Below are 18,947 nucleotides of genomic sequence, written 5' to 3'. Positions count from 1 at the left end.
CATGCACCGACTCATCGCAGAGCGCGGGCTGGACGATACGGAGTTCACCGCAGACGACGCCCGCGCCGCCCTCCGCGACATGATTCGAGCGCGACGGTTCGACGAGCGCGCACTCGCCCTCCAGCGACGCGGCTGGATGAGCGGCTATCCGCCCTTCCGCGGACAGGAGGCCTCGCAAATCGGGGCCGCCCACGCCATGCGCGACGACGACGTGTTGCTGCCGACGTATCGGTCGAACGCCCTCCAACTCGCCCGCGGCGTGCCGCCGAGCGACATCCTCCTCTTTCGGCGCGGTCACGCCGAGTACGCCTCGGACCACGACGTGCCGGTGTTCCCGCAGGCGGTCCCCATCGCCTCGCAGATTCCCCACGCCGCCGGCGTCGGCATGGCCGCGAACTACCGCGGCGACGACCGCGCGGCGCTGGTCTGTTTCGGTGACGGCGCGACCTCCGAGGGCGACTTCCACGAGGGGCTGAACTTCGCCGGCGTCTTCGACGCGCCGGTCGTCTTCTTCTGCGAGAACAACGGCTGGGCGATTTCGCTCCCCCGCGAGCGCCAGACCGCAAGCGAGTCCATCGCGGCGAAGGCCGACGCCTACGGGATGGACGGGATGCAGGTCGACGGCAACGACCCCCTCGCGGTCAGGGAGGCCGTCGAGCGCGGCTTCGAGAAGGCCCGCGCCGGGGAGCCGGTGCTCATCGAGAGCCTCACCTACCGGCAGGGGCCGCACACGACCGCCGACGACCCCTCGCGCTACCGCGACGACGAGCCGGACCTCCCCGACTGGCGGACGCGCGACCCCCTCGACCGCTTCGAGTCGTTCTGCCGCGAGGCGGGCGTCGTCGACGACGCGGCGCTCGACGCCATGCGCGACGACGCCGACGAGGAACTGCGCGAGGCCGTCGAGCGCGCCGAGGCGACGCCCGAACCGGGGACCGACGAGCTGTTCGACAACGTCTACGAGGAACTGCCGCCCGAACTCGCCCGCCAGCGCGAGGAACACGTCGCGTTCGTCGAGCGCAACGGCCCGTTCGACATCGAGCGCTGAGCCGCGGCGAGTCGTCTCAGTCGTCCAGCGAGATGTACGTCTTCGTGTCTGCGACGCCCTCTAACCCCTGCACGCGGCTCGACGCGGTCTTCAGCACCTCGTAGACCGCGTCGGTGTCGACCTCCGCGATGATGTCGTACGCGCCCGCGACGATGTGGGCCTCGGTCACCGTCTCGAAGTCGCGGATGGGACCGAGCAACTGTTCCGACTCGCCGGCTCCGGTCTTCACCATGATGAACGCGTGAACCATGCGTGAGATATTCTACCACAGTCGTCAAAAGCCTTGCTTCGACCGAGCGCGGCCCGTTCGTCCGAGCCGGGGGAAGGTTATTTGCCTCCGCCGACATACCGTCTTATCATGCGGTTCGTTATCATTGGTGCTGGACGGGTTGGGCTGCGCACCGCTCGCGTCCTCCGCGAGGAGGGTCACGATATCGTCCTGGTGGAGTTGGACCGCGACCGGCTCAAGCGGGCCCGCGAGGCGAACTTCGAGGTGGTCGAAGGCGACGGCTCCCGCGAGGAGGTGCTCGTCGACGCCGGCATCGAGGCGGCCGACGCCCTCGGCGCGCTCACCGCCGACCTCAACGTGAACTTCGCGGCCTGCATGATCGGCAAGCACTTCGGCTGTCGGACGGTGCTCCGGGTCGACGAGGACTACCGCGAGGAGGTGTACCAGAAGTACGCCAAGGAGGTCGACGAAATCGTCTACCCCGAGCGCCTCGGCGCTATCGGCGCGAAGAACGCGCTTCTCGGCGGCTCCATCCGCGCCATCGCGGATATCGCCCAACACTTGCAGGTCATCCTCGTGACGGTGACGGAAGAGTCACCGATGAACGGGTACAGTATCGAAGAGGTTGCGCTCCCGGCGAACGCCCGCATCCTCGCGTTCGGGAAGAAAGACGGGCCGATGGGCATCCCGCTTTCGGACGACTCGCTGGAGACGGGCGACCGCGTGGCCGTCCTCGCGGACTTCGACGTACTCAACGACGTGCGACAACTGCTCGTCGGCGACGAGGTCGTCACCGCGGCGGGGGGTGCGTGACGATGGTCTACGCCTACATCATGGTCAAGGCCGCGCCCGTCTCCGACGGCATCGACCAGCTGAAACAGGACCTCTTGGCCGTCTCCGACGGCATCGTCAGCGCGCACATCGTCGCCGGCGACGTGGACTTCATCGTGAAAGTCGAGGTTGACTCGCCCGCCGACGTGAAGGGCATCGCCGGTGGCATCCAGTCGGTGGCGGGCATCGAAGACACCCAGACGTACATCGCGATGGACTGAGTCGGCGCGTCGCCACGCGGCGGTCCGCCCCGGCTCGACCGACTGTCACCGACTTGTTCTTCAGAAGCCCGCGCCGGCGGCGTCTTTCGCGTTCTGAATGAGGCTCGTCACCGGTTCGCCGTAGTCGTAGCCGGGGATGATGCCCTCGACGAACGTGCCTTCGACGTAGTCGATGACCGCGCCGGCGTCGTCGACGCCGCGGCGCTCGTTGATGTCGGCAAAGCTCGCCCGAACGACCGCCTCGTCGCCCGCGCGAGTCACGTCGGGGTCGAGGTCGTGGTCGCCGGCGACGACGCCGCCCACGTCTTCGAGGCGGAGTTCGAACGTCTCGTACCAGCCGTCTTCGACCACTGGGGCCACGTCGTCTGCGACCGCCGAGAGCATCGGGACACGCACCTCCACGTCGAACTCGACGCGGCCGCTGTCCTGCGCCGCGACGCCGACGGTGCCGTCGAACGGCGTCGTCACGGACTCGAAGGTTCGGTCATCGACCCGCTCGAACGACCCGTGGTCGCCGAACGCGCGGCGGACTCGACCGGGGATGTCGTCTTCGCTCATGCCCGGACGAAGGTCCCGACGGGAGAAAAGCCCGTTGCGTCGCGAGCGCTCCCGAATCGCCCGCCTGCGGCGGTTTTGGGTGAATGGCGGCACGTTTAAGTATCTCGCGGCACTCCGTTCAGGTGACGCTTCGCTTTGGAGGGCCGAAGCGTCAGCGGGGACCAATCTAGGGCGGCATTTGCCGCGCGGGCCGCTCCCGTGCGGCTGCCTATCCCTTTCTCGCAAAACTCACACCGGAGAGCCGCCGGCTCGTATTCGCGCGCGCTCGAATCGAACCTCGGTCCCGACCACGTCTGAGACGTACAGGCCGAACCCGCCCATCACCGCGGCCACGAGGAGGATAACGAACAGAAATTTCCGGAGGTAACTCCGCCTGAGTACCCTCGGAACCAGCGTGGCGAACTTCATGCCACTCGGTAGCAAGAGACCGACGTAAAGCGTTGTCCCGCTAACTATCAGTTCTGATAGCAGAGGGACCCGATATGCGCCGCTCTCACCGAAGACGAGTTCCGAGAATCGTTACAGTTCGCTCACGGTGACCCCGAGTGCGAGGGCGGCGGCCCCGGTCGCACCGCCGCCCGCGGCCAGCGCCGTCGGCAGCGCGGACAGGACGCCGGCGACGGCCCCGGCGAGGAGACAGACGGCCATGCCGAGGAGCGTGGCGTCGAAACGCGTGATGAGGAGTCCGGGTGACACGGTCTAATTACATCTCATTATCCGAACTGTCAAAATATTTGCGGGTGCGGCCCTACTCGCCTCCCTCTCTCACGCCCGGGCGTCAGAGGCGTCCGCGTCGGCGTAGGCGACCGCCCGTCCGAAACTGTCGATAGCCTGCTCGTACTCCTCGATGGCGACGTAGGCCAGTCCGACCTCGACGAGCGCCGCCGGGTCGACCGCCTCGGGGTCGATTCCCGCCGCGTCCACGAACTCGCTGAGAACGTGGTCGTCCATCGGGTCGACGAGTCGCCCGTTGACCCGATACGTCGGCGGGTCGAGGCCGAACCCGTCGTAGGGGTCTCCGAACCCTTGTCCCTCCGAATAGCGGTGTCTACGCGTCGAAGCCATTCGTACCAGTTGGCGGGGAACCGAGATAACGTGGTCGGCGGTCCCACGAGGACCCGGGCGACAGAGACGGAGCGGGAACGCGTCGCTCGGTTCACCGTCACTCGGCGACGAAAATGCGGGGGACGAGATTCGAACTCCACTCGCTCCGCTCACGCCGTTCGCTACGCTCCCTAGTTCGAACGCGTCGTCCTGTTCTCACGCCTCGCTGTCGCTCGGCGACGAAAATGCGGGGGACGAGATTCGAACTCGCGAACCCCTACGGGAGCGGATCTTAAGTCCGCCGCTTTTGGCCTGGCTCAGCCACCCCCGCGCACTCTCCCGTTCTTCGAGGGGGAGAAAAGTGCTTTCGCTTTACCAGTCGACCGAGAGCGTCCCGTCGCCGTGGGGGTCCGGCGAGAGCTCCTCGTCGGTTCGGCGGTCGATGACGTGGATGACGCCGCGGCCCTTCTTCGCCGGGCAGACCTCCGCCGCCTCGACGTTTTCGTCGAGTTCGTCCTCACCGACGAAGTACGATTTGGCGCGGGCGAGGCCGGTTTCGAGGTCCATCTCCCAGTTGTCGGCGACCTCCGCGCACCGGCCGGCCCCGAAGCACTTGTTCGCCTCGAAGATTATCTTGTAGGGCTTTTCGTCGACCGGCGGGGCGTTCTCGTCGGTTCCGAAGTCGCTCGGCTTCGGACGGTCGGACTCCTCGCTCATCGTCGGCCCTTACCGCGCGGTGGTCTTTGCGCTGTCGGTCGCGCGGCGACGGCGCGCCCCGGAACCCGCGAGACGCCTCGAACTTCTGGTACATCTGTCGAAGCCCGCTTGTCGTGCTTCGAATCCGAGCGGCGGCGAGCGGGCGTACCGTATTCTATCCGTGGCATCACGTAACAGTGGGATACTCCCGTCACATGAATCATCGACAGACACAGTACCAGTCACGAATTCGTTCTCAGATATGATACCCGGGAGGGTGGTCTTATCACTGACCAGAAATCTTCTGGACCAATGGACGACGACAGCCAGCTCCGGAGACGAGCGTCGTCGGTTCGCGCCTCCGTCCGGGCCGCGCTCGGCGCACGCGCGACCGACGACGAATCCGAATCGGACGCCGCAGACGAGACGGCGCGCGCCGACGACGCGCGAAGCGACGGCGGGGGCACTCCCTCGGTCGCCGTCGAATCGGGACGCGGGGAGTCTCCCGCCGACGATGTCGCCGCGTCGTCGCCCCCGGACGCCGCCGCGCTCGACGGTCTCGACGACTTCTCCGCGGCCATCGAGCGCTGCATCGAGGGCGACCTGACGGTCCGCGTCGACGTTCCCGACGACCCGGCGCTCGCGCGTCACGGCCGCCTCCTCAACGAACTGTTCGAGGAGTGGCAGACCGCCATGCGGAACGTCGACGCCTTCGCAGACCAGGTCTCGGCGTCGACCCGAATCGTGGCCGACGCCGCCGCGGAGAGCCGCGAGGAGAGCCGGTCGGTCGCCGCCTCCGTCGACGACATTGCGGCGGGCGCGCGCCGGCAAAGCGAGAGCGTCGAGGAGGTCGCAGACGAGATGCGGAACCTGTCTGCGACCATCGAGGAGGTCGCCGCCTCCGCCGACGAAATCAGGCACGCGACCGACGAGGCCGTCGAGCGCGGCGACCGCGGCAAGCGCGCCGCCGAGACCGCTATCGACGAGTTGGCGGTCATCGGCGAGCGGACCGACGCGACCGTCGAGCGCGTCGCGGAACTCGACGACCACATCGACGACATCACCGGCATCGCGACCAAAATCTCCGACATCGCGGAGCAGACGAACATCCTCGCGCTCAACGCCTCCATCGAGGCCGCCCGCGCCGGCGAGGCCGGCTCCGGCTTCGCCGTCGTCGCCGACGAAGTGAAGGCGCTCGCCGAGGAGACGCAGGCCGCGACCGCCGACATCGAATCGACCATCGAGACGGTTCGGACCCGGTCGGCCGCGACGGTCGAGGACATCACCGACACGAGCGAGCGCCTCGACGAGGGCAGCGAGACGATTCAGGAGGCGCTGTCGGCGCTCGACGGCGTCGTCTCCGACCTCGAAGAGACGAACGGGAGCCTCCACGAGATTTCCGACGCCACGGACTCGCAGGCGGCGACCTCCCAAGAGGTCGTGAGTCAGGCCGACGGCGTCGGCGAGATAAGCGACGAGACCGCGGCGCTCGCGGCCGACGCCGCGGGGTCGGCGCGCCGCCAGACCGTCTCGCTCTCCGAGGCGGTGACGAAGATAGACGCGCTTTCGGACCAGGCCGACCACCTCCGGGACTCCATCGACGACTACCGCCTCCACGCCGAGGCGACCGACTCGGGCCAGACCGTCGTCCAGTTCTGGCACGGCATGTCCGGCGACAAGGCGGCGGTCCTGGAGTCGCTCGTTGACGAGTTCAACGCCAGCCACGACGGCGTCCGCGTCGACACCGCGTCGAAGGGGAGCTACCGCGGCACGTTCGACGCGACCCTCGCCGCGGCCCGGTCGGGGACGCCGCCGACCATCGCGCAACTGTACGAGGTCGGCACCCAGCGCGCCCTCGACAGCGGGGCGTTCACCCCCGTCGAATCGGTGCTTCCGGACAGGGCATCGGCGGGCGAACTCGTCCCCGAAATCGCCAACTACTACCGCCACGACGGCGCGCTCTGGTCGATGCCGTTCAACGCCTCGAACCCCGTGTTGTACTACAACGCCGACGCGTTCGAGCGGGCCGGCCTCGACCCCGACGACCCGCCGGCGACGTTCGACCAAGTCACCTCGGCCGCGGCGACGCTGAAGACGAGCGGGGCGGTCGACTACGGCGCGACGTGGGCGAATTACAGTTGGTTCGTCGAGCAGTGGTTCGCGGCCGCCGGGGAGTGTCTGTTCGACGCCGACAACGGCCGGAGCGGCACCGCCCGCACCTCGAACCTCGACGGCCCGGTCGGGACGCGCGTGTTCGAGTGGTGGCGCGACCTCGAACGGAACGACTTGCTGTTCGACCCCGGCGTCGAGGCCCGACGAGACGCCCGCGAGGCGTTCCTCGACGGCCGCGCCGCGATGCTCGTGGACTCCAGTTCGAGCGCCGCGTCGGTCGTTCGGGGGGCCGCCGACCGCGGGTTCACCGCCGAAGTCGGCCGGTTCCCCGCGCCCGGGTCGTCCCGCGAGGGCGTGGTCGTCGGCGGCGCGTCGCTGTGGGTCGCAGACGGCGTCGAATCCCGGAAACGGGCCGCCGCGGGCGAGTTCATCGCGTGGCTGACCCGCCCCGAACAACAGCGTCGCTGGCACCGCCAGACCGGTTACTTCCCGGTCCACCGCCGGACGAGGGGCCTCCTCCGCGACGACGGCTGGTTCGACGAACACCCCGGCTTCGCGGTCGCGTTCGACCAACTGGTCGAGACCGACGACACCCCGGCCACCCGCGGCGCTCGCGTCGGCCCCTTCACGACCGTCAGGACCATCGTCTCCGAGGGCCTGTCCGAACTGTTCGACGGCCGCGACCTCGACGCCGTGTTGGCGACGATGGACGAGCAGGTGTCGGCCCGCCTGTCGGAGTACGAGCACTCAGCGAACCGCTGACTCGGCGCGGGCGCAACCGACCCGACCGCGTCAGTGTCGACCGACCCCGACCGACCCCGACCGACCCCGACCGAACCGCGACTCGCCCGGTGATGCTTTCGCCATCGAGTCCTAATTCAGAGCGATGCGGCAGTCCCGTCGCTCGCGCTTCGGCGACCTGATTCGCGCCGCCGGCCCCAGCGACCGCCGCCGATTTCTGGCCGACCTCTGGACCGCCCGCGGGTGGGAGACGACCGTCGAGGGGTCCGTGGTCGTCGCCCGCCGCGGCGACCGAACCGAGCGACTCGCGGTCGTCTCTCGGTCTCGGCTCCGCCCGTCGCCAACGGTCCCCGCCGAGGCGACCGTCGTCGTCGCCCTCGGCGACCCCGAGCGAACCCGGCGCGCGGCCCCCGACGACGCCCGGGTTCTCTCGGTCGACGAGTTCTACGACCTCGTCCGGTACGGTCTCCCGGCGGGCCGCGGCGACGACCTCGTCGCAGACCACTTCGGCGTCCGCCTCGACGACCTCCCGGCCGATGACCGCGGCGTCGGTGCGAGGGGTGCGGACGAGGCGGGTGGCGCAGTCGTCTCTCCGCTTTCTCGCCGGCTTTCGTCGCTCCCGGTCGCGCCGCTCGTCTTCGTCGCGCTCCTGCTCGCGGCGGTCGTCGTGACCGCCGGGCCGGGCGGCGTACCGGTGCTCGGCGAGGCGCTGGGCGGTCATGGGTCGTCGACACCGACGCCGGCCGCGACGACTCCCGAGCCGACGCCGACGCCCGAACCGCGGGCGGTCGCCCCCGGCGTGACAACCGCGGGCGTCGAGAACGCGACGCGCCTCGCGGCGGCCCACCGCCGGGCCGCGGCGAATCGGTCGTACCGCTGGACGCTCGGCTACCGCGAGTCAATCGCCGGCGACGAGACGGGCCGCGAGGTGGAGGTCGTCCGCGTCGAGGCCCCGCACGTCTACGTCTCGGAGGTCCGGCGCACCGGGCGACTCCGGGCTTTTCCGCGTCCGACCGCCTCGGAGGACTCCTACGCCGACGGGACCACGCGCTACGCCCGCCGGCCCGCCGAACCGGACGGCGTCGCCGCCCGCGTCCTCGACCCCGACGTGCGCGACGGCCCGGGGCGGCAGGCTTCCCGCGCCGCCCGCTATCTCGACTGGTATCTCTCGACCGACGAGACGAGCGTGACGCGCGTAGAGAGCGTGACGAACGAGACTGCCGAAAGCGGGACCGCGCTGTACCGAGTTCGGGGACTTGGCACCGACTTCCCGCGGTCGCGCGACTATCGGGTCGAAGCAGTCGTCGAAGAAAGCGGGTTCGTCCGCTCGATGCGCGTCGCCTACGAGACCCGCGACGGCCTCGGCGTCGAGGTCTGGTTCGCGTACGACGCGGTCGGCGGGACGACGGTCACGCGACCGGCGTGGCTCGACCGCGCCGACGGGTCGACCGGCGGTCGGACTGTGGTCCCGACGAACGCGAGCGGGTAGCGACCGAGCGCGTCCCGTGAGTCGAGGCGTTTACTGCTCGACGTCGACCGATTCGAGGACCACGTCGGACACCGGCTTGTCCTCGCGGTCGGTCGGGACCGAGCCGATGTCCTCGACGACGTCCATGCCGTCCGTGACCTTCCCGAAGACGGCGTGCTTGCCGTCGAGGTGGGGCTGGGCGTCGAGCGTGATGAAGAACTGCGAGCCGTTCGTGTTGGGGCCGCGGTTCGCCATCGAGAGCACGCCGGGGCCGTCGTGGCTGAGGTCCGAGTGGAACTCGTCGTCGAAGGTGTAGCCGGGGCCGCCGCGGCCGGTCCCCGTCGGGTCGCCGCCCTGAATCATGAAGTCCGAGATGATGCGGTGAAAGAGGATGTCCTCGTAGAGGGGTTCGCCTTCCATCGTCTCGTCGGTCTCGGGGTGGACCCACGTCTTTTCGCCCGTCGCGAGGCCGACGAAGTTCTCGACCGTGTTCGGGACCTTGTCCTCGAAGAGTTCGACCGTGATGTCGCCCTTGTTCGTGTGGAGCGTGGCCGTTGGGTTGTCGCTCATACTCGACCCGTCGGGCGGGCGAGTGAAAACCGTGCCGCCTCCGGTTCGTCGCCGGTGACGCGGCGCTTGTTTCATCCTCGGTGACACGACTCCGTTCGGTCCGCGTCTTTCGGTCGGCACCGCGGACTGTCACACCGACAGACGTTTTTCTCCCCCGCGACCGAGTGGTGTGAGATGACATCACAACTCGACGGAGGGCGGTCGGAATGAACGCCCGCTCGACGCTCGAACGCCTCTCGGAGCTCGCAAACACCTACTTCGTCGGCCTCGTGCTCCTCGCGTCGGCCGCCGCGTTGGCGCAGCCGGACCTGTTCACGTGGATTGCGCCCTACATCTCGCCGCTGCTCGGGCTCATCATGCTCGGGATGGGGCTGACGCTCCAGCCCGCGGACTTCCGCCGACTCGCGGAGCGCCCGCGAGACGTGGCCATCGGCGCGCTCGCGCAGTGGCTCGTCATGCCGACCGCCGCCTACGCGCTCACGGTGGTTCTGTCGCTCCCGCCGGAGCTCGCCGTCGGCGTCATCCTCGTCGGCGCGGCCCCCGGCGGCACCGCCTCGAACGTCATGGCCTACCTCGGGAAAGGCGACGTGGCGCTGTCGGTCGCCATCACGACCGTCACCACGCTGGCCGCGCCGCTGGTCATGCCCGCGTGGGTCGTCGCGCTCGCCGGCGAACAGCTTCAAGTCGGCTTCGTGGACCTGTTTCTCAACATCGTCCAAATCGTCTTCATCCCGGTCGTCCTCGGCTTCGCGCTCCGAGTCGTGCTCGACCGCAACGCGCCCGAGGTTGCCAAAGTCGGCCTCGACGTGTTCCCGCTCGTCTCGGTCCTGAGCATCGTCGCCATCGTCGCGGCCGTCGTCGGCCTCAACGTCGATACCATCCTCGGCGCGGGCGCGGCCGCCATCGGAGCCGTCGTCCTCCACAACGCTATCGGCCTCGGCACCGGCTACGGCACCGGCCGCCTCGCCGGGATGTCCGCGGACCGCGTCCGAACGACCACGTTCGAAGTCGGCCTCCAGAACAGCGGGCTCGCGGCGGCCCTCGCGCTGTCGTTCTTCTCGCCCGCCGCCGCCCTGCCGCCCGCGCTGTTCAGCGTCTGGCACAACATCACCGGCCCGCTCCTCGCCAGCTACTTCGCGCGAACTGCGAGCGACTCCGCTGGTGGCGCGCCGGCTGACGACTGAATCGTTCGTCGCAGTCGCGTCGTTGCGCCCCGTCTCGTCGGGTCGGAATCGATTCGGGGGTAATGTATTGTGAGGGGTAAACATCACTGTGTGATTCGAAACGTCGGCACGCTCGACCGGACTGTTCGCCTCGCGCTCGGTGCCGCGTTCGTCGCCGTCGCCGGCGTCGTCTTGCTCGTGACCGGGGCCGGCCGGATTTGCCCGCTGTACCTGCCGTTCGGCATCGACACGTTCGACGACCGGGACTGACGCCTGCGGCTCGCCCCGCCCCGCCGCGCTCCGCTCCGTCTGCCTTTCTCGCTCCCCTAACTACAAGACACCCCACCGCGATGCGTCGGATATGCACACCGCGGAGACCGTGACGCTCACTCGCCTCCCCTCCGGCGTCCCGGTACAGACGACAGTTCACACCTACGAACCAGCCGACGGGACCGACGGTCCCACGCTCTACGTGCAGGCCGCCCAGCACGGCCGGGAAATCAACGGCACCGAAGTGCTCCGCCGACTCCACGGCCACCTCGAACGCGCAGAGCTCTCGGGCCGCGTCGTCGCCGTCCCCGTGGCCGACCCGCTGACGTTCGACCGCGTCTCCTACGTCACCCCCGAGGTGCTCGACTCCGTCAACTCCAACATGAACCGCGTCTGGCCGGGCGACCCCGACGGCTCGCTGCACCAGCGCATGGCCGCGACGCTCTGGGAGTACATCAGCGACGCCGACGCCATCGTCGACCTCCACACGGGGAGTCCGGACATGCTCACCCACACGGTCTACCTCCGGGGCGACGAGGAATCCCGCGACCTCGCGCGGGCGTTCGGCGTCGACATCCTCCTCGCGGAGGCCGCCGGCGACGAGGCCGACGACGAGTGGACCGAGCGGAGCTTCGACGGCAAACTCCGCGTCGCGGCCACGAGCGCGGGCATCCCCTCCATCACGCCCGAACTCGCCCACAACAAACAGCTCGTCGAGCCAGCCATCGTCGCCGGCGTCGAGGGCGTCCTCAACGTCTGCCGCGACATGGGCATCCTCTCGGGCGCGGTCGAACCGTGGGACGGCCGCACCTATCGCAACCACCTCGGCCGCGTGCAAGCCGCCGCCTCGGGCCTGTTCGTCGCCCGCGAGGACGTCGAACTCGCCCGCGAGGTCCGCCCCGGCGACCACCTCGGCTGGGTGTACGACCCGACCACCTACGAGGTGCTCCAAGAGGTCGAAGCCGAGCGCGCGGGTCTCGTCTACTCTATCGCCCGCGAGGCGACCGTCACGGCCGGCGAGACGCTCGTCGGCATCGCGCTCCCGCTGGACGACGGCGAGGGCGACACCGAAGGGGACGACCCCTTCGACGAGGCCGACGGCGACCTCGACATCTAGAAAAAAGCCGGTCGGTCGAACGGGAGGGACCGGCGTGTCGAAGCGAAAGCGTTCGAGTCGACTGCGACTTCAGAAGTCGCGCAGGTCTTCGAGCACGGCTTCCGCGTCGCCGGAGGCGATGGTCTCGCGGGCCATCTCCAGCCCCTCGTCGATGGTTTCCGCGTCCTCGCGGGCGTAGATGCGGAGCGCCGCGTTGAGGGCGACGGCGTCGGCGAAGCGGTCCTCGCGCTCGCCGGCGAGCACGGCTTCGGTGATTTCGGCGGAGTCGCCGGCCACGTCGTCCTCGTCGACGCCGAGGTCGTCGTACTCGAAGTCCATGCCGTACTCGGCGGTCTCGATGTCGAAGTCGTCGAAGGTGGCGTCGCCGTCGTCGCCGGCGGTCCACTCGGCGACCTTCGTGTAGCCGGGGCGGATGTCGTCGTAGCCCTCCATGCCTTGGAACATGAGCACGCGGTCGAGGTCGTGGTGCTCGCTCGCCTCGAAGGTGTTGACCATCTTCTTGGCGAACGCGAGGTGGTAGAACGACCCGAGGTGAACCGAGGCGTTCGCGGGGTTGGCGATGGTCTCGATGGTGTTGACGAACGTCCGAACGCCCATGTTGTCGCGGCGCTCCCAGAGGGCGTGGATGGCGGGGTTGAACCGCGGCTGATAGTAGAAGCCGAAGCCGGTGTCGTCGACCATGTCGGCGGACTCCTCGGGGTCGAGTTCCGTGCGGACGCCGAGTTCGTCGAGGACGTGCTTGTAGGCGTCCTGCTTCTGTGTCGGGACGCGGTCGCCGGAGTGGACGACGACGGGCGTGCCGGCCGCGGCGGCGACGACGCCGGCGGCGACGCCGAGGATGGCGGTCGTGCCCTTGCCGTCGTAGTTCGCGCCGCAGTCGACGGGGTCGGCGTCAGGTTCGGCGTACTCGACGTGCTCGGCCATCACGTCGGCGTAGGCGGCGAGTTCCTCGGCGTTGTTGTGCTTCCAGCGGTTGGCGAGCCAGAACGCGCCGAGCGTCGTGTGGTCCGGTTCGCCGGCGAGGATGCGGCGCATCGCCTCGGACGCCTGCTCGCGGGTCATGTCCTCGGCGGACTTCGTGCCCGTGCCGACGACTTCCGTCATCAGACGCTTCAGCGGCCATTCCCCGAACTCGCTTTCGACTACTGCCATGCCCCTGTGTTCGGGCGAGCGGTCAAAAAACGTCCCGTTCGGTCCCGTCGCCCGGGAGCGTCGACACCATCCGAAAGCGATAGGCTTCCCGACTCCTAACGCCGGATAATGAGCGCGTTGTCGGATGATTGGCGGGACGCCATCGACGAGGTCGATGCGGCGCTTATCGACGGCTACCAGAGCGGCTTTCCGGTCGAGCGACGGCCGTTCCGCGTCGTCGCCGCGGAGCTAGGTATCGACGAGGACGACGCCCTCGACCGCGTCCGCCGGCTCCGCGACGACGGCGTCTTCCGGCGGTTCGGGCCGGTGCTCAACCCGCCGGTCATCGGGAGTTCGACGCTCGCGGCCGTCGCCGCGCCCGAGGAACGCTTCGACGAGGTCGCGGAGATTATCAACGGTTACCGGCAGGTGAACCACAACTACCGCCGCGCCCACGACTGGAACATGTGGTTCGTCGTCACCGCCGGCTCCCGCGAGACGCGCGACCGCATCCTCGACGAAATCGAGGAGCGCACGGGCTGCGAGGTGCTGAACCTCCCGATGCTCACCGACTACTACATCGACCTCGAATTCCCCATCGTCAACGACGACCGCTTCGCCCGCGAGAGCCTCGGCGCGACCGACGTGAGCGCCACCCGCATCTCCGAGGACGCGACCGGCGACCTCTCGGACCTCGAAGCCCGCCTGCTCGTGGAGATTCAGGGCGGTTTCCCGCTTACGAAGACGCCCTACCACGACGTGGCCGACGCCCTCGACGCCGCGGTCGACGACGTGCTCGTCGCCGTCGAGCGCCTGCTCGCGGACGGCTGTATCAAGCGCATCGGCTGCGTCGTCAACCACATCGTCACCGGCTTTCGGAACAACTGCATGGTCGTCTGGAACGTCCCCGACGACGAACTCGACGCCCGCGGCGAGGCCGTCGGCAGCCTCCCGTACGTCACGCTCTGTTACCACCGGCCGCGCCGCCCCGAGCAGGGCTGGGAGTACAACCTGTTTACCATGATTCACGGCCGGGACGCCGACGCCGTCGACGAGAAGATAGACGAACTCGCCGCCGACCACCTGCCGTTCGACCACGAGCGACTGTACTCGACGGCGAAACTCAAGCAGACCGGCGCGCAGTACGAGAAACTCGTGGGTTCTGACGACTGAGGACAGAACAAAATTCGCGTTTCGACGCCCGCGCCGCCGCGCCGCCGTCCGCGCCGAATCAGGGCGCTACCGCGAGAGCGGCGACAGCCGGTAGAGCATCCGAGCGGCCTGCGCGACGCCGGTCTTCGCTATCGACCCGCTTTTGAGCGCGCCGAGTTTCGCGTAGTAGCCGGACTTGAACGCGCCCTTCTTGGCGAGGAGCGCGCTCCCGAGCGCCCCGCGTTTGGCGTAGTACGCGGACTTCCGGCCGGCCGCGCCGGCGTAGTGTTTCGTGCTCGTCGGAATCGGCGTCCGGCGGCCCTGTACCTCGGTCGAGCCGCTGCGGATGGCGGTCAGGATGTCGTCGGCCGTGAGCGAAGCGCGCGACACGTCGGGGATGTCGATTTCCGTGTAGGCGCGGCCGACGTACCCGACCCGGTGGGCGTCGCTGCCGGCGACGCCGGGGTACTGGCGCTTCGCCGCGAACCGGCGGGCGCGGCGGTTCTTGTAGCCCGTGAACAGCCACGAGTTGTACGTCTCGATGGCGTCGAAGGCGTCGCCGCCCGCGGCGTCGTGATACCGGCCGAGCCGACGGCGACCGATGCCGTGTCGGCTCCGCTGGAACGGGTGGGGGACGATGGCGACGCCGCCGCGCTCGCGCACCCAGCGCGCCGTCTCGTCCAGCGGGCGACGCCGCGGCGGTAGCTCCTCCACGCCGAGCGCGAGGAGGTGGCCGTCGGCCGTCGAGACTTCCACGCCGGGGATGCCGACGAGACCGTACATGGGGGCGAGTTGCGCCGCTCGGAGCGACTCGTCGATGACGTCGTGGTCGGTGACGACGACGGCGTCCAACCCGATTTCGGCGGCCTGCTCCAAGATGAGCTCCACCGGGTCGTGCGCGTCGTACGAGCCTTCCGAGTGTACGTGGGGGTCGATGCGGACGGTCAGCGCGGACACGACTCCTCGTTAGGCTTCGGCAACGAAAAAGACACGCCCGAATCGTGCTAGCTCGCGGCATCCCTAGCGGACGGCGTCTCAGTCGGGGCAGACACGGTACTCCGGCGGCGGAAACGTCGAACTGTGTCCGCGGGCGCTACTGCTCGGCGATTCGCTCGCCCGCGTCGACGCCGCTCCAGAGCGCGGCGTGGACCCGGCCCTCACCGACCGTCCAGTCGCCAGCGAAGTAGAGGCCGTGAGACTCCCCGCGGCGGAGTATCTCGCGGTCGGCGACGCCGTCGGGCAGCGCGTACCGCCAGCCCTGGTCGTCCACCCAGTCGGGGTCGCGCAGGCGCTCGTCGTCGAGGAGTCCAGCGACCATCCCCGCGACCTCGTCGGCCGCGTCAGAGAGCGGGTCGTCGTAGTGCGCCTCGGACCACTCGGGGCTCGGTTGGACGACGAGCAGGCTCTCGCCGTCGGGGACGTGGCCCTCCTTGCACTCCTCGCGGGCGACCCAGCCGACCGGGTGGGTCTTGTCGGTGTTGACGAGCGCGTACCACGGCTCCTCGCGCTCGAAGGGGTAGTGGAGGACGACGGTTCGAATCGTCCGGTACTCGACGCTTCCGATGGCCTCGCGGAGCGCGACCATGCACTGGTCGCCCCAGCCCATCTCGGTGAGAATCCCGGCCGTCTGCGGGGCCGGCGGCGTCAGGAGCACCGAGTCGAACGGGCCGTGGCGCGTCCCCGCCTCGTCGACGACGGACCAGTAGCCGCTGTCGGGGTTGTGGTCGATTGCGGCGACGCGCGTCTCCCGCTCGACGGTCGCGTCGGTCTCCGCGAGCAGGCGCTTCGCCAGTTGGGTGATGCCCTCGGTCCACGTCCACTTGTGTTGGTCGCGGTCGTCGCCCTCGGAGACGACGCCGTCGCCGTCGAACGTCCAGACCGGCTCTTCGATGTCGACCAGCCCCTCTGTTCCCAGTCCGCGGACGAGCCGTTCGGTGCGGCGGTCGTAGTCTTTCACGTAGTTCGCGCCGTGGTCGTACCGACAGCCGTGTCGGCGGCGCGTCGCGGCGCGCCCGCACACCCCGCGGCTCTTCTCGAGAATCGTGACGTTCGCGTTCGCCTCGCGGAGCGCGTAGGCCGCGCCAGCCCCAGCGGCCCCGGCTCCGACGATGCACACGTCGCGAGTCATCTCGCCACCCCGCGTGTGAGTCCAGCCAGCATCGGTCAGACGTGAGGCTTCGAGGCGCTAAAAGACTCGCAACGCGGCGGGATTGGTGACCGTGTTCGCGCCCGCGACCGCGCCCGGAGGCGAAAACGATTCACGTCGCGCCGCCGGAGTCCGTGTATGTACGACTCGGTCATCTTCGACCACGACGGCGTGTTGACGACGCTCGTCGAACTCTCTCCCCTCCGCGACGCGACGTGGGACGCCTTCGACGAACTCGGCGTTTCGGACCCCGACCCGGACCACGTCGAGCAGGTGGTCATCCACGTCACGCCCGAGGACGTGCGCGCCGCCGCCGAGCCCTACGGCCTCGACCCCGAGGCGCTGTTCCGCGTCCGCGACGAACGCCAGTCGGCCGCCCAACGGCGGGCCATCGCCGACGGCCGGAAAGTCCCCTACGACGACTTCGACGCGCTCCGCCGCATCGACGCCCCGATGGGCATCGTCTCCAGCAACCAGCAGGCGACCATCGACTTCGTCGTCGACCACCTCGACGCCGCGGACCTGTTCGGCACCGCCTACGGCCGCGAGCCCTCGATGACGAGCCTCCACCGCAAGAAGCCCGAACCCTACTACCTCGAACGCGCCATGGCCGACCTCGGCGTCGAGTCGCCGCTGTTCGTCGGCGACAGCGACAGCGACATCGCCGCCGCCGAGGCCGCGGGCGTCGATTCCGCGTTCATCCGTCGGGGCCACCGCGCCGACCACACGCCGACGCCCGACCCGACCCACGAAATCGCCGGCCTCGACGACCTGCTCGAACTCGACGGCGTCCCGGTCGCGGCCGGCGAGGCGGGCGCGTCCGCACCGTCCGACCCCGCGGCCGACGGCGGCCGCGAGGGCGGTGCGTCGTCCCGATGACCGCCTCGCTCCCCCGCATCGGTCTCGGGACGATGGGCCTCGACACGCCCGACGAGGCCGCCGCCGTGACGACGGCGCTGGAGTTGGGTTACCGACACGTCGACACCGCGCAGATTTACGGGAACGAGGCGGTCGTCGGCGACGCGCTCGCGGCCGCCGACGTCCCCCGTGAGGACGTGACGCTCGCCACCAAGGTCTGGGCGGACAGCCTCGCGCCCGCCGACGTGCGCCGGACGACCCGCGAGAGCCTCGAAAAGCTCGGAACCGACTCCGTCGACCTCCTGTACGTCCACCGCCCCATCGACACTTACGACCCCGAGGCGACGCTTGCGGCCTTCGACGAACTCGTCGACGACGGCCTCGCCCGCGGGGTCGGCGTGAGCAACTTCACCGCCGCCGAGTTGGACGAGGCGCTCGACCTGCTCGACGCGCCGCTCGTCGCTCACCAGACGGAGTACCACCCGCTGTTCCAGCGCTCCGAACTCCTCGACCACGCCGAGGAACGCGGCTACGACGTGGTCGCGTACTCGCCGCTTTCGGGGGGCCGCGTCCGCGACGTGGACGAAGTCGTCGCGGTCGCGGAGAAACACGACGCGACGCCCGAGGCGGTGAGCCTCGCGTGGCTGGCCGCGAAGGGGCTGTGTCCCATCCCGAAGGCGTCGAGCGAGCGCCACCTCCGGGCGAACCTCGACGCCGTCTCGCTGGAACTCGACGCGGCCGACGTGGCGGCCATCGACAGTATCGAATCTGAAGTCGAACTGTTCCCCGAGTGACGGTTCAGCCGCTCGGTGCCGTCTCGAAGTCTCAATTTCGATACCGGTCCCGGAACGATTATAACACGGCGGGCGAGTGTCCGACCATGCGGATTCCGAGTGGGGTAAGCGGGTTCGACGAGCTCATTCAGGGTGGCTTCCTTCCGCGCCGACTGTACGTCCTGAGCGGACCGCCGGGGAGCGGAAAGACGACGTTCACGGCGCAGTTCATGGCCGAGGGACTTCGCAACGGCGAGAAGTGTATGTACATCACCATGCACGAGACCGAAGACGAACTCGTCAACGACATGTCGAGTTTCGACTTCGGCTTCGAGACGCTCGCCAGTTCCGAGGGCTTTCGCTTCATCAACCTCGTGAGCCCGAAGGGGAAACACATCCTCAATCAGTTCTCACAGACCGGGGGGTCGTCGAGCGTCCAGAGCCTCACCGACAAAATCGTCGCGTTCGTCAACTCCCGGCAGGTCGACCGCCTCGTCATCGACTCGACGATGCTGCTTCGGCTGTTTTTCGCCAACGGCTCCGAGGAGATGACGCGGTTTCTGACGGCGCTCAAGCAGGGCGACGCCACGACGCTTCTCATCTCCGAGATGACGGACCCCTCGTCGTACTCCGACGAGCACTTCCTCGCCCACGGCGTGGTGTTCTTCCACAACTATCTGGAGGCGACGGGGATGACACGCGGCATTCAGGTCATCAAGATGCGCGGAACGAACATCGACTGCGACATCCGGTCGCTCGAGTTCACCGACAACGGACTGGTCGTCGACCCCCGGTCGAAGGTCGACCTCTGAGGTAACA

Annotated in this window: 22 protein-coding genes and 1 tRNA gene; 12 read left to right on the top strand and 11 right to left on the bottom strand. The window is 68.9% G+C overall.

Going from position 1 to position 18,947, the window contains the following annotated elements:
• Position 1: 1 nt before the first annotated feature.
• Complete coding sequence (locus tag DEQ67_RS12040; RefSeq protein WP_004062691.1) at positions 2-1,048, top strand: thiamine pyrophosphate-dependent dehydrogenase E1 component subunit alpha; 1,047 nt, start codon at positions 2-4, stop codon at positions 1,046-1,048.
• 16 nt (positions 1,049-1,064) lie between these two features.
• On the opposite strand, the gene DEQ67_RS12035 is transcribed toward DEQ67_RS12040, so the two are convergent.
• Positions 1,065-1,298 carry an Lrp/AsnC ligand binding domain-containing protein gene (locus DEQ67_RS12035; RefSeq protein ID WP_004042102.1) on the bottom strand — a complete coding sequence of 78 codons (234 nt, stop codon included), beginning with the start codon at positions 1,296-1,298 and terminating at the stop codon, positions 1,065-1,067.
• 108 nt (positions 1,299-1,406) lie between these two features.
• On the opposite strand from DEQ67_RS12035, the gene DEQ67_RS12030 reads away from it, so the two are divergent.
• Both DEQ67_RS12030 and DEQ67_RS12025 read left to right on the top strand, forming a co-directional pair.
• The gene (locus DEQ67_RS12030) at positions 1,407-2,090 is read left to right on the top strand and encodes a potassium channel family protein (RefSeq protein WP_004062690.1); all 684 of its coding nucleotides are present in this window, start codon (positions 1,407-1,409) and stop codon (positions 2,088-2,090) included.
• Between the two features lie 2 nt (positions 2,091-2,092).
• Complete coding sequence (locus tag DEQ67_RS12025) at positions 2,093-2,329, top strand: Lrp/AsnC ligand binding domain-containing protein (RefSeq protein ID WP_004062689.1); 237 nt, start codon at positions 2,093-2,095, stop codon at positions 2,327-2,329.
• A gap of 60 nt (positions 2,330-2,389) precedes the next feature.
• On the opposite strand, the gene DEQ67_RS12020 is transcribed toward DEQ67_RS12025, so the two are convergent.
• From DEQ67_RS12020 to DEQ67_RS11995, 6 genes are all read right to left on the bottom strand, one after another.
• Positions 2,390-2,887 carry a DUF5813 family protein gene (locus DEQ67_RS12020; protein ID WP_004062688.1) on the bottom strand — a complete coding sequence of 166 codons (498 nt, stop codon included), beginning with the start codon at positions 2,885-2,887 and terminating at the stop codon, positions 2,390-2,392.
• Positions 2,888-3,115: 228 nt separating this feature from the next.
• Positions 3,116-3,295, bottom strand: a complete 180-nt coding sequence (locus DEQ67_RS12015) for a hypothetical protein (RefSeq protein ID WP_115860956.1) — start codon at positions 3,293-3,295, stop codon at positions 3,116-3,118.
• Positions 3,296-3,406: 111 nt separating this feature from the next.
• A complete protein-coding gene (locus DEQ67_RS12010; protein WP_004042107.1) occupies positions 3,407-3,583 on the bottom strand; it encodes a hypothetical protein in 177 nt (58 codons plus the stop codon).
• A 69-nt stretch (positions 3,584-3,652) separates the two neighbouring features.
• Entirely contained in the window at positions 3,653-3,952 is a 300-nt protein-coding gene (locus DEQ67_RS12005) for a hypothetical protein (RefSeq protein ID WP_004062685.1), read from the bottom strand.
• 225 nt (positions 3,953-4,177) lie between these two features.
• Positions 4,178-4,262 (bottom strand) — tRNA-Leu (locus DEQ67_RS12000).
• Positions 4,263-4,303: 41 nt separating this feature from the next.
• Positions 4,304-4,648, bottom strand: coding sequence for a ferredoxin (locus DEQ67_RS11995; protein WP_004062684.1), 345 nt, complete (start codon positions 4,646-4,648; stop codon positions 4,304-4,306).
• Between the two features lie 291 nt (positions 4,649-4,939).
• Between DEQ67_RS11995 and DEQ67_RS11990 the strand changes: the two genes are divergently transcribed.
• Entirely contained in the window at positions 4,940-7,501 is a 2,562-nt protein-coding gene (locus DEQ67_RS11990; protein WP_115860954.1) for a methyl-accepting chemotaxis protein, read from the top strand.
• A 124-nt stretch (positions 7,502-7,625) separates the two neighbouring features.
• Positions 7,626-8,969 carry a hypothetical protein gene (locus DEQ67_RS11985; protein WP_004042110.1) on the top strand — a complete coding sequence of 448 codons (1,344 nt, stop codon included), beginning with the start codon at positions 7,626-7,628 and terminating at the stop codon, positions 8,967-8,969.
• Positions 8,970-8,999: 30 nt separating this feature from the next.
• Here the strand turns inward: DEQ67_RS11985 and DEQ67_RS11980 are convergent, their stop codons facing one another.
• Positions 9,000-9,518 carry a peptidylprolyl isomerase gene (locus tag DEQ67_RS11980; RefSeq protein ID WP_004062681.1) on the bottom strand — a complete coding sequence of 173 codons (519 nt, stop codon included), beginning with the start codon at positions 9,516-9,518 and terminating at the stop codon, positions 9,000-9,002.
• 206 nt (positions 9,519-9,724) lie between these two features.
• Between DEQ67_RS11980 and DEQ67_RS11975 the strand changes: the two genes are divergently transcribed.
• The 3 genes from DEQ67_RS11975 (at position 9,725) to DEQ67_RS11965 (ending at position 12,068) form a co-directional block, all read left to right on the top strand.
• Positions 9,725-10,702 carry a bile acid:sodium symporter family protein gene (locus tag DEQ67_RS11975; protein WP_115860950.1) on the top strand — a complete coding sequence of 326 codons (978 nt, stop codon included), beginning with the start codon at positions 9,725-9,727 and terminating at the stop codon, positions 10,700-10,702.
• A 90-nt stretch (positions 10,703-10,792) separates the two neighbouring features.
• Positions 10,793-10,951: a YgaP-like transmembrane domain gene (locus DEQ67_RS11970; protein WP_006601286.1), complete on the top strand. Its 159-nt coding sequence runs from the start codon at positions 10,793-10,795 to the stop codon at positions 10,949-10,951.
• 91 nt (positions 10,952-11,042) lie between these two features.
• Positions 11,043-12,068, top strand: coding sequence for a succinylglutamate desuccinylase/aspartoacylase family protein (locus DEQ67_RS11965; RefSeq protein WP_115860948.1), 1,026 nt, complete (start codon positions 11,043-11,045; stop codon positions 12,066-12,068).
• Positions 12,069-12,137: 69 nt separating this feature from the next.
• On the opposite strand, the gene DEQ67_RS11960 is transcribed toward DEQ67_RS11965, so the two are convergent.
• On the bottom strand, positions 12,138-13,220 hold the full coding sequence (locus DEQ67_RS11960) for an anthranilate phosphoribosyltransferase (RefSeq protein WP_115860946.1): 1,083 nt from the start codon (positions 13,218-13,220) through the stop codon (positions 12,138-12,140).
• Positions 13,221-13,328: 108 nt separating this feature from the next.
• Between DEQ67_RS11960 and DEQ67_RS11955 the strand changes: the two genes are divergently transcribed.
• Positions 13,329-14,372 carry an Lrp/AsnC family transcriptional regulator gene (locus tag DEQ67_RS11955; RefSeq protein ID WP_115860944.1) on the top strand — a complete coding sequence of 348 codons (1,044 nt, stop codon included), beginning with the start codon at positions 13,329-13,331 and terminating at the stop codon, positions 14,370-14,372.
• Between the two features lie 66 nt (positions 14,373-14,438).
• On the opposite strand, the gene DEQ67_RS11950 is transcribed toward DEQ67_RS11955, so the two are convergent.
• The gene (locus DEQ67_RS11950) at positions 14,439-15,308 is read right to left on the bottom strand and encodes a CehA/McbA family metallohydrolase (RefSeq protein WP_004062675.1); all 870 of its coding nucleotides are present in this window, start codon (positions 15,306-15,308) and stop codon (positions 14,439-14,441) included.
• Positions 15,309-15,444: 136 nt separating this feature from the next.
• The gene (locus DEQ67_RS11945) at positions 15,445-16,479 is read right to left on the bottom strand and encodes an NAD(P)/FAD-dependent oxidoreductase (protein ID WP_006601290.1); all 1,035 of its coding nucleotides are present in this window, start codon (positions 16,477-16,479) and stop codon (positions 15,445-15,447) included.
• Positions 16,480-16,635: 156 nt separating this feature from the next.
• Between DEQ67_RS11945 and DEQ67_RS11940 the strand changes: the two genes are divergently transcribed.
• The 3 genes from DEQ67_RS11940 (at position 16,636) to DEQ67_RS11930 (ending at position 18,940) form a co-directional block, all read left to right on the top strand.
• Complete coding sequence (locus tag DEQ67_RS11940; protein WP_115803032.1) at positions 16,636-17,376, top strand: HAD family hydrolase; 741 nt, start codon at positions 16,636-16,638, stop codon at positions 17,374-17,376.
• The gene (locus DEQ67_RS11935) at positions 17,373-18,149 is read left to right on the top strand and encodes an aldo/keto reductase (protein WP_004062672.1); all 777 of its coding nucleotides are present in this window, start codon (positions 17,373-17,375) and stop codon (positions 18,147-18,149) included. Before DEQ67_RS11940 ends, DEQ67_RS11935 begins: the two co-directional genes overlap by 4 nt.
• 86 nt (positions 18,150-18,235) lie before the next feature.
• Positions 18,236-18,940, top strand: a complete 705-nt coding sequence (locus tag DEQ67_RS11930; RefSeq protein WP_004062671.1) for an RAD55 family ATPase — start codon at positions 18,236-18,238, stop codon at positions 18,938-18,940.
• Positions 18,941-18,947: the final 7 nt, after the last annotated feature.

Origin of the sequence: Haloferax sp. Atlit-48N, from assembly GCF_003383015.2 — an archaeon.
In the GTDB taxonomy this organism is placed as follows: domain Archaea; phylum Halobacteriota; class Halobacteria; order Halobacteriales; family Haloferacaceae; genus Haloferax; species Haloferax volcanii.
Note: the sequence above shows the minus strand (reverse complement) of the source record. Positions and strands in the feature narration are given on the sequence as shown.

Excerpts from the sequence above, each read along its gene's own strand:
- DEQ67_RS11980 (WP_004062681.1), bottom strand. The coding sequence starts at position 9,518 with ATGAGCGACAACCCAACGGCCACGCTCCACACGAACAAGGGCGACATC.
- DEQ67_RS11975 (WP_115860950.1), top strand. The coding sequence starts at position 9,725 with ATGAACGCCCGCTCGACGCTCGAACGCCTCTCGGAGCTCGCAAACACC.
- DEQ67_RS11940 (WP_115803032.1), top strand. The coding sequence starts at position 16,636 with ATGTACGACTCGGTCATCTTCGACCACGACGGCGTGTTGACGACGCTC.
- DEQ67_RS12040 (WP_004062691.1), top strand. The coding sequence starts at position 2 with ATGCACCGACTCATCGCAGAGCGCGGGCTGGACGATACGGAGTTCACC.
- DEQ67_RS11960 (WP_115860946.1), bottom strand. The coding sequence starts at position 13,220 with ATGGCAGTAGTCGAAAGCGAGTTCGGGGAATGGCCGCTGAAGCGTCTG.
- DEQ67_RS11945 (WP_006601290.1), bottom strand. The coding sequence starts at position 16,479 with ATGACTCGCGACGTGTGCATCGTCGGAGCCGGGGCCGCTGGGGCTGGC.
- DEQ67_RS11935 (WP_004062672.1), top strand. The coding sequence starts at position 17,373 with ATGACCGCCTCGCTCCCCCGCATCGGTCTCGGGACGATGGGCCTCGAC.
- DEQ67_RS11955 (WP_115860944.1), top strand. The coding sequence starts at position 13,329 with ATGAGCGCGTTGTCGGATGATTGGCGGGACGCCATCGACGAGGTCGAT.
- DEQ67_RS12025 (WP_004062689.1), top strand. The coding sequence starts at position 2,093 with ATGGTCTACGCCTACATCATGGTCAAGGCCGCGCCCGTCTCCGACGGC.
- DEQ67_RS12005 (WP_004062685.1), bottom strand. The coding sequence starts at position 3,952 with ATGGCTTCGACGCGTAGACACCGCTATTCGGAGGGACAAGGGTTCGGA.
- DEQ67_RS11990 (WP_115860954.1), top strand. The coding sequence starts at position 4,940 with ATGGACGACGACAGCCAGCTCCGGAGACGAGCGTCGTCGGTTCGCGCC.
- DEQ67_RS11930 (WP_004062671.1), top strand. The coding sequence starts at position 18,236 with ATGCGGATTCCGAGTGGGGTAAGCGGGTTCGACGAGCTCATTCAGGGT.
- DEQ67_RS11995 (WP_004062684.1), bottom strand. The coding sequence starts at position 4,648 with ATGAGCGAGGAGTCCGACCGTCCGAAGCCGAGCGACTTCGGAACCGAC.
- DEQ67_RS12015 (WP_115860956.1), bottom strand. The coding sequence starts at position 3,295 with ATGAAGTTCGCCACGCTGGTTCCGAGGGTACTCAGGCGGAGTTACCTC.
- DEQ67_RS11985 (WP_004042110.1), top strand. The coding sequence starts at position 7,626 with ATGCGGCAGTCCCGTCGCTCGCGCTTCGGCGACCTGATTCGCGCCGCC.
- DEQ67_RS12035 (WP_004042102.1), bottom strand. The coding sequence starts at position 1,298 with ATGGTTCACGCGTTCATCATGGTGAAGACCGGAGCCGGCGAGTCGGAA.
- DEQ67_RS12020 (WP_004062688.1), bottom strand. The coding sequence starts at position 2,887 with ATGAGCGAAGACGACATCCCCGGTCGAGTCCGCCGCGCGTTCGGCGAC.
- DEQ67_RS12030 (WP_004062690.1), top strand. The coding sequence starts at position 1,407 with ATGCGGTTCGTTATCATTGGTGCTGGACGGGTTGGGCTGCGCACCGCT.
- DEQ67_RS11965 (WP_115860948.1), top strand. The coding sequence starts at position 11,043 with ATGCACACCGCGGAGACCGTGACGCTCACTCGCCTCCCCTCCGGCGTC.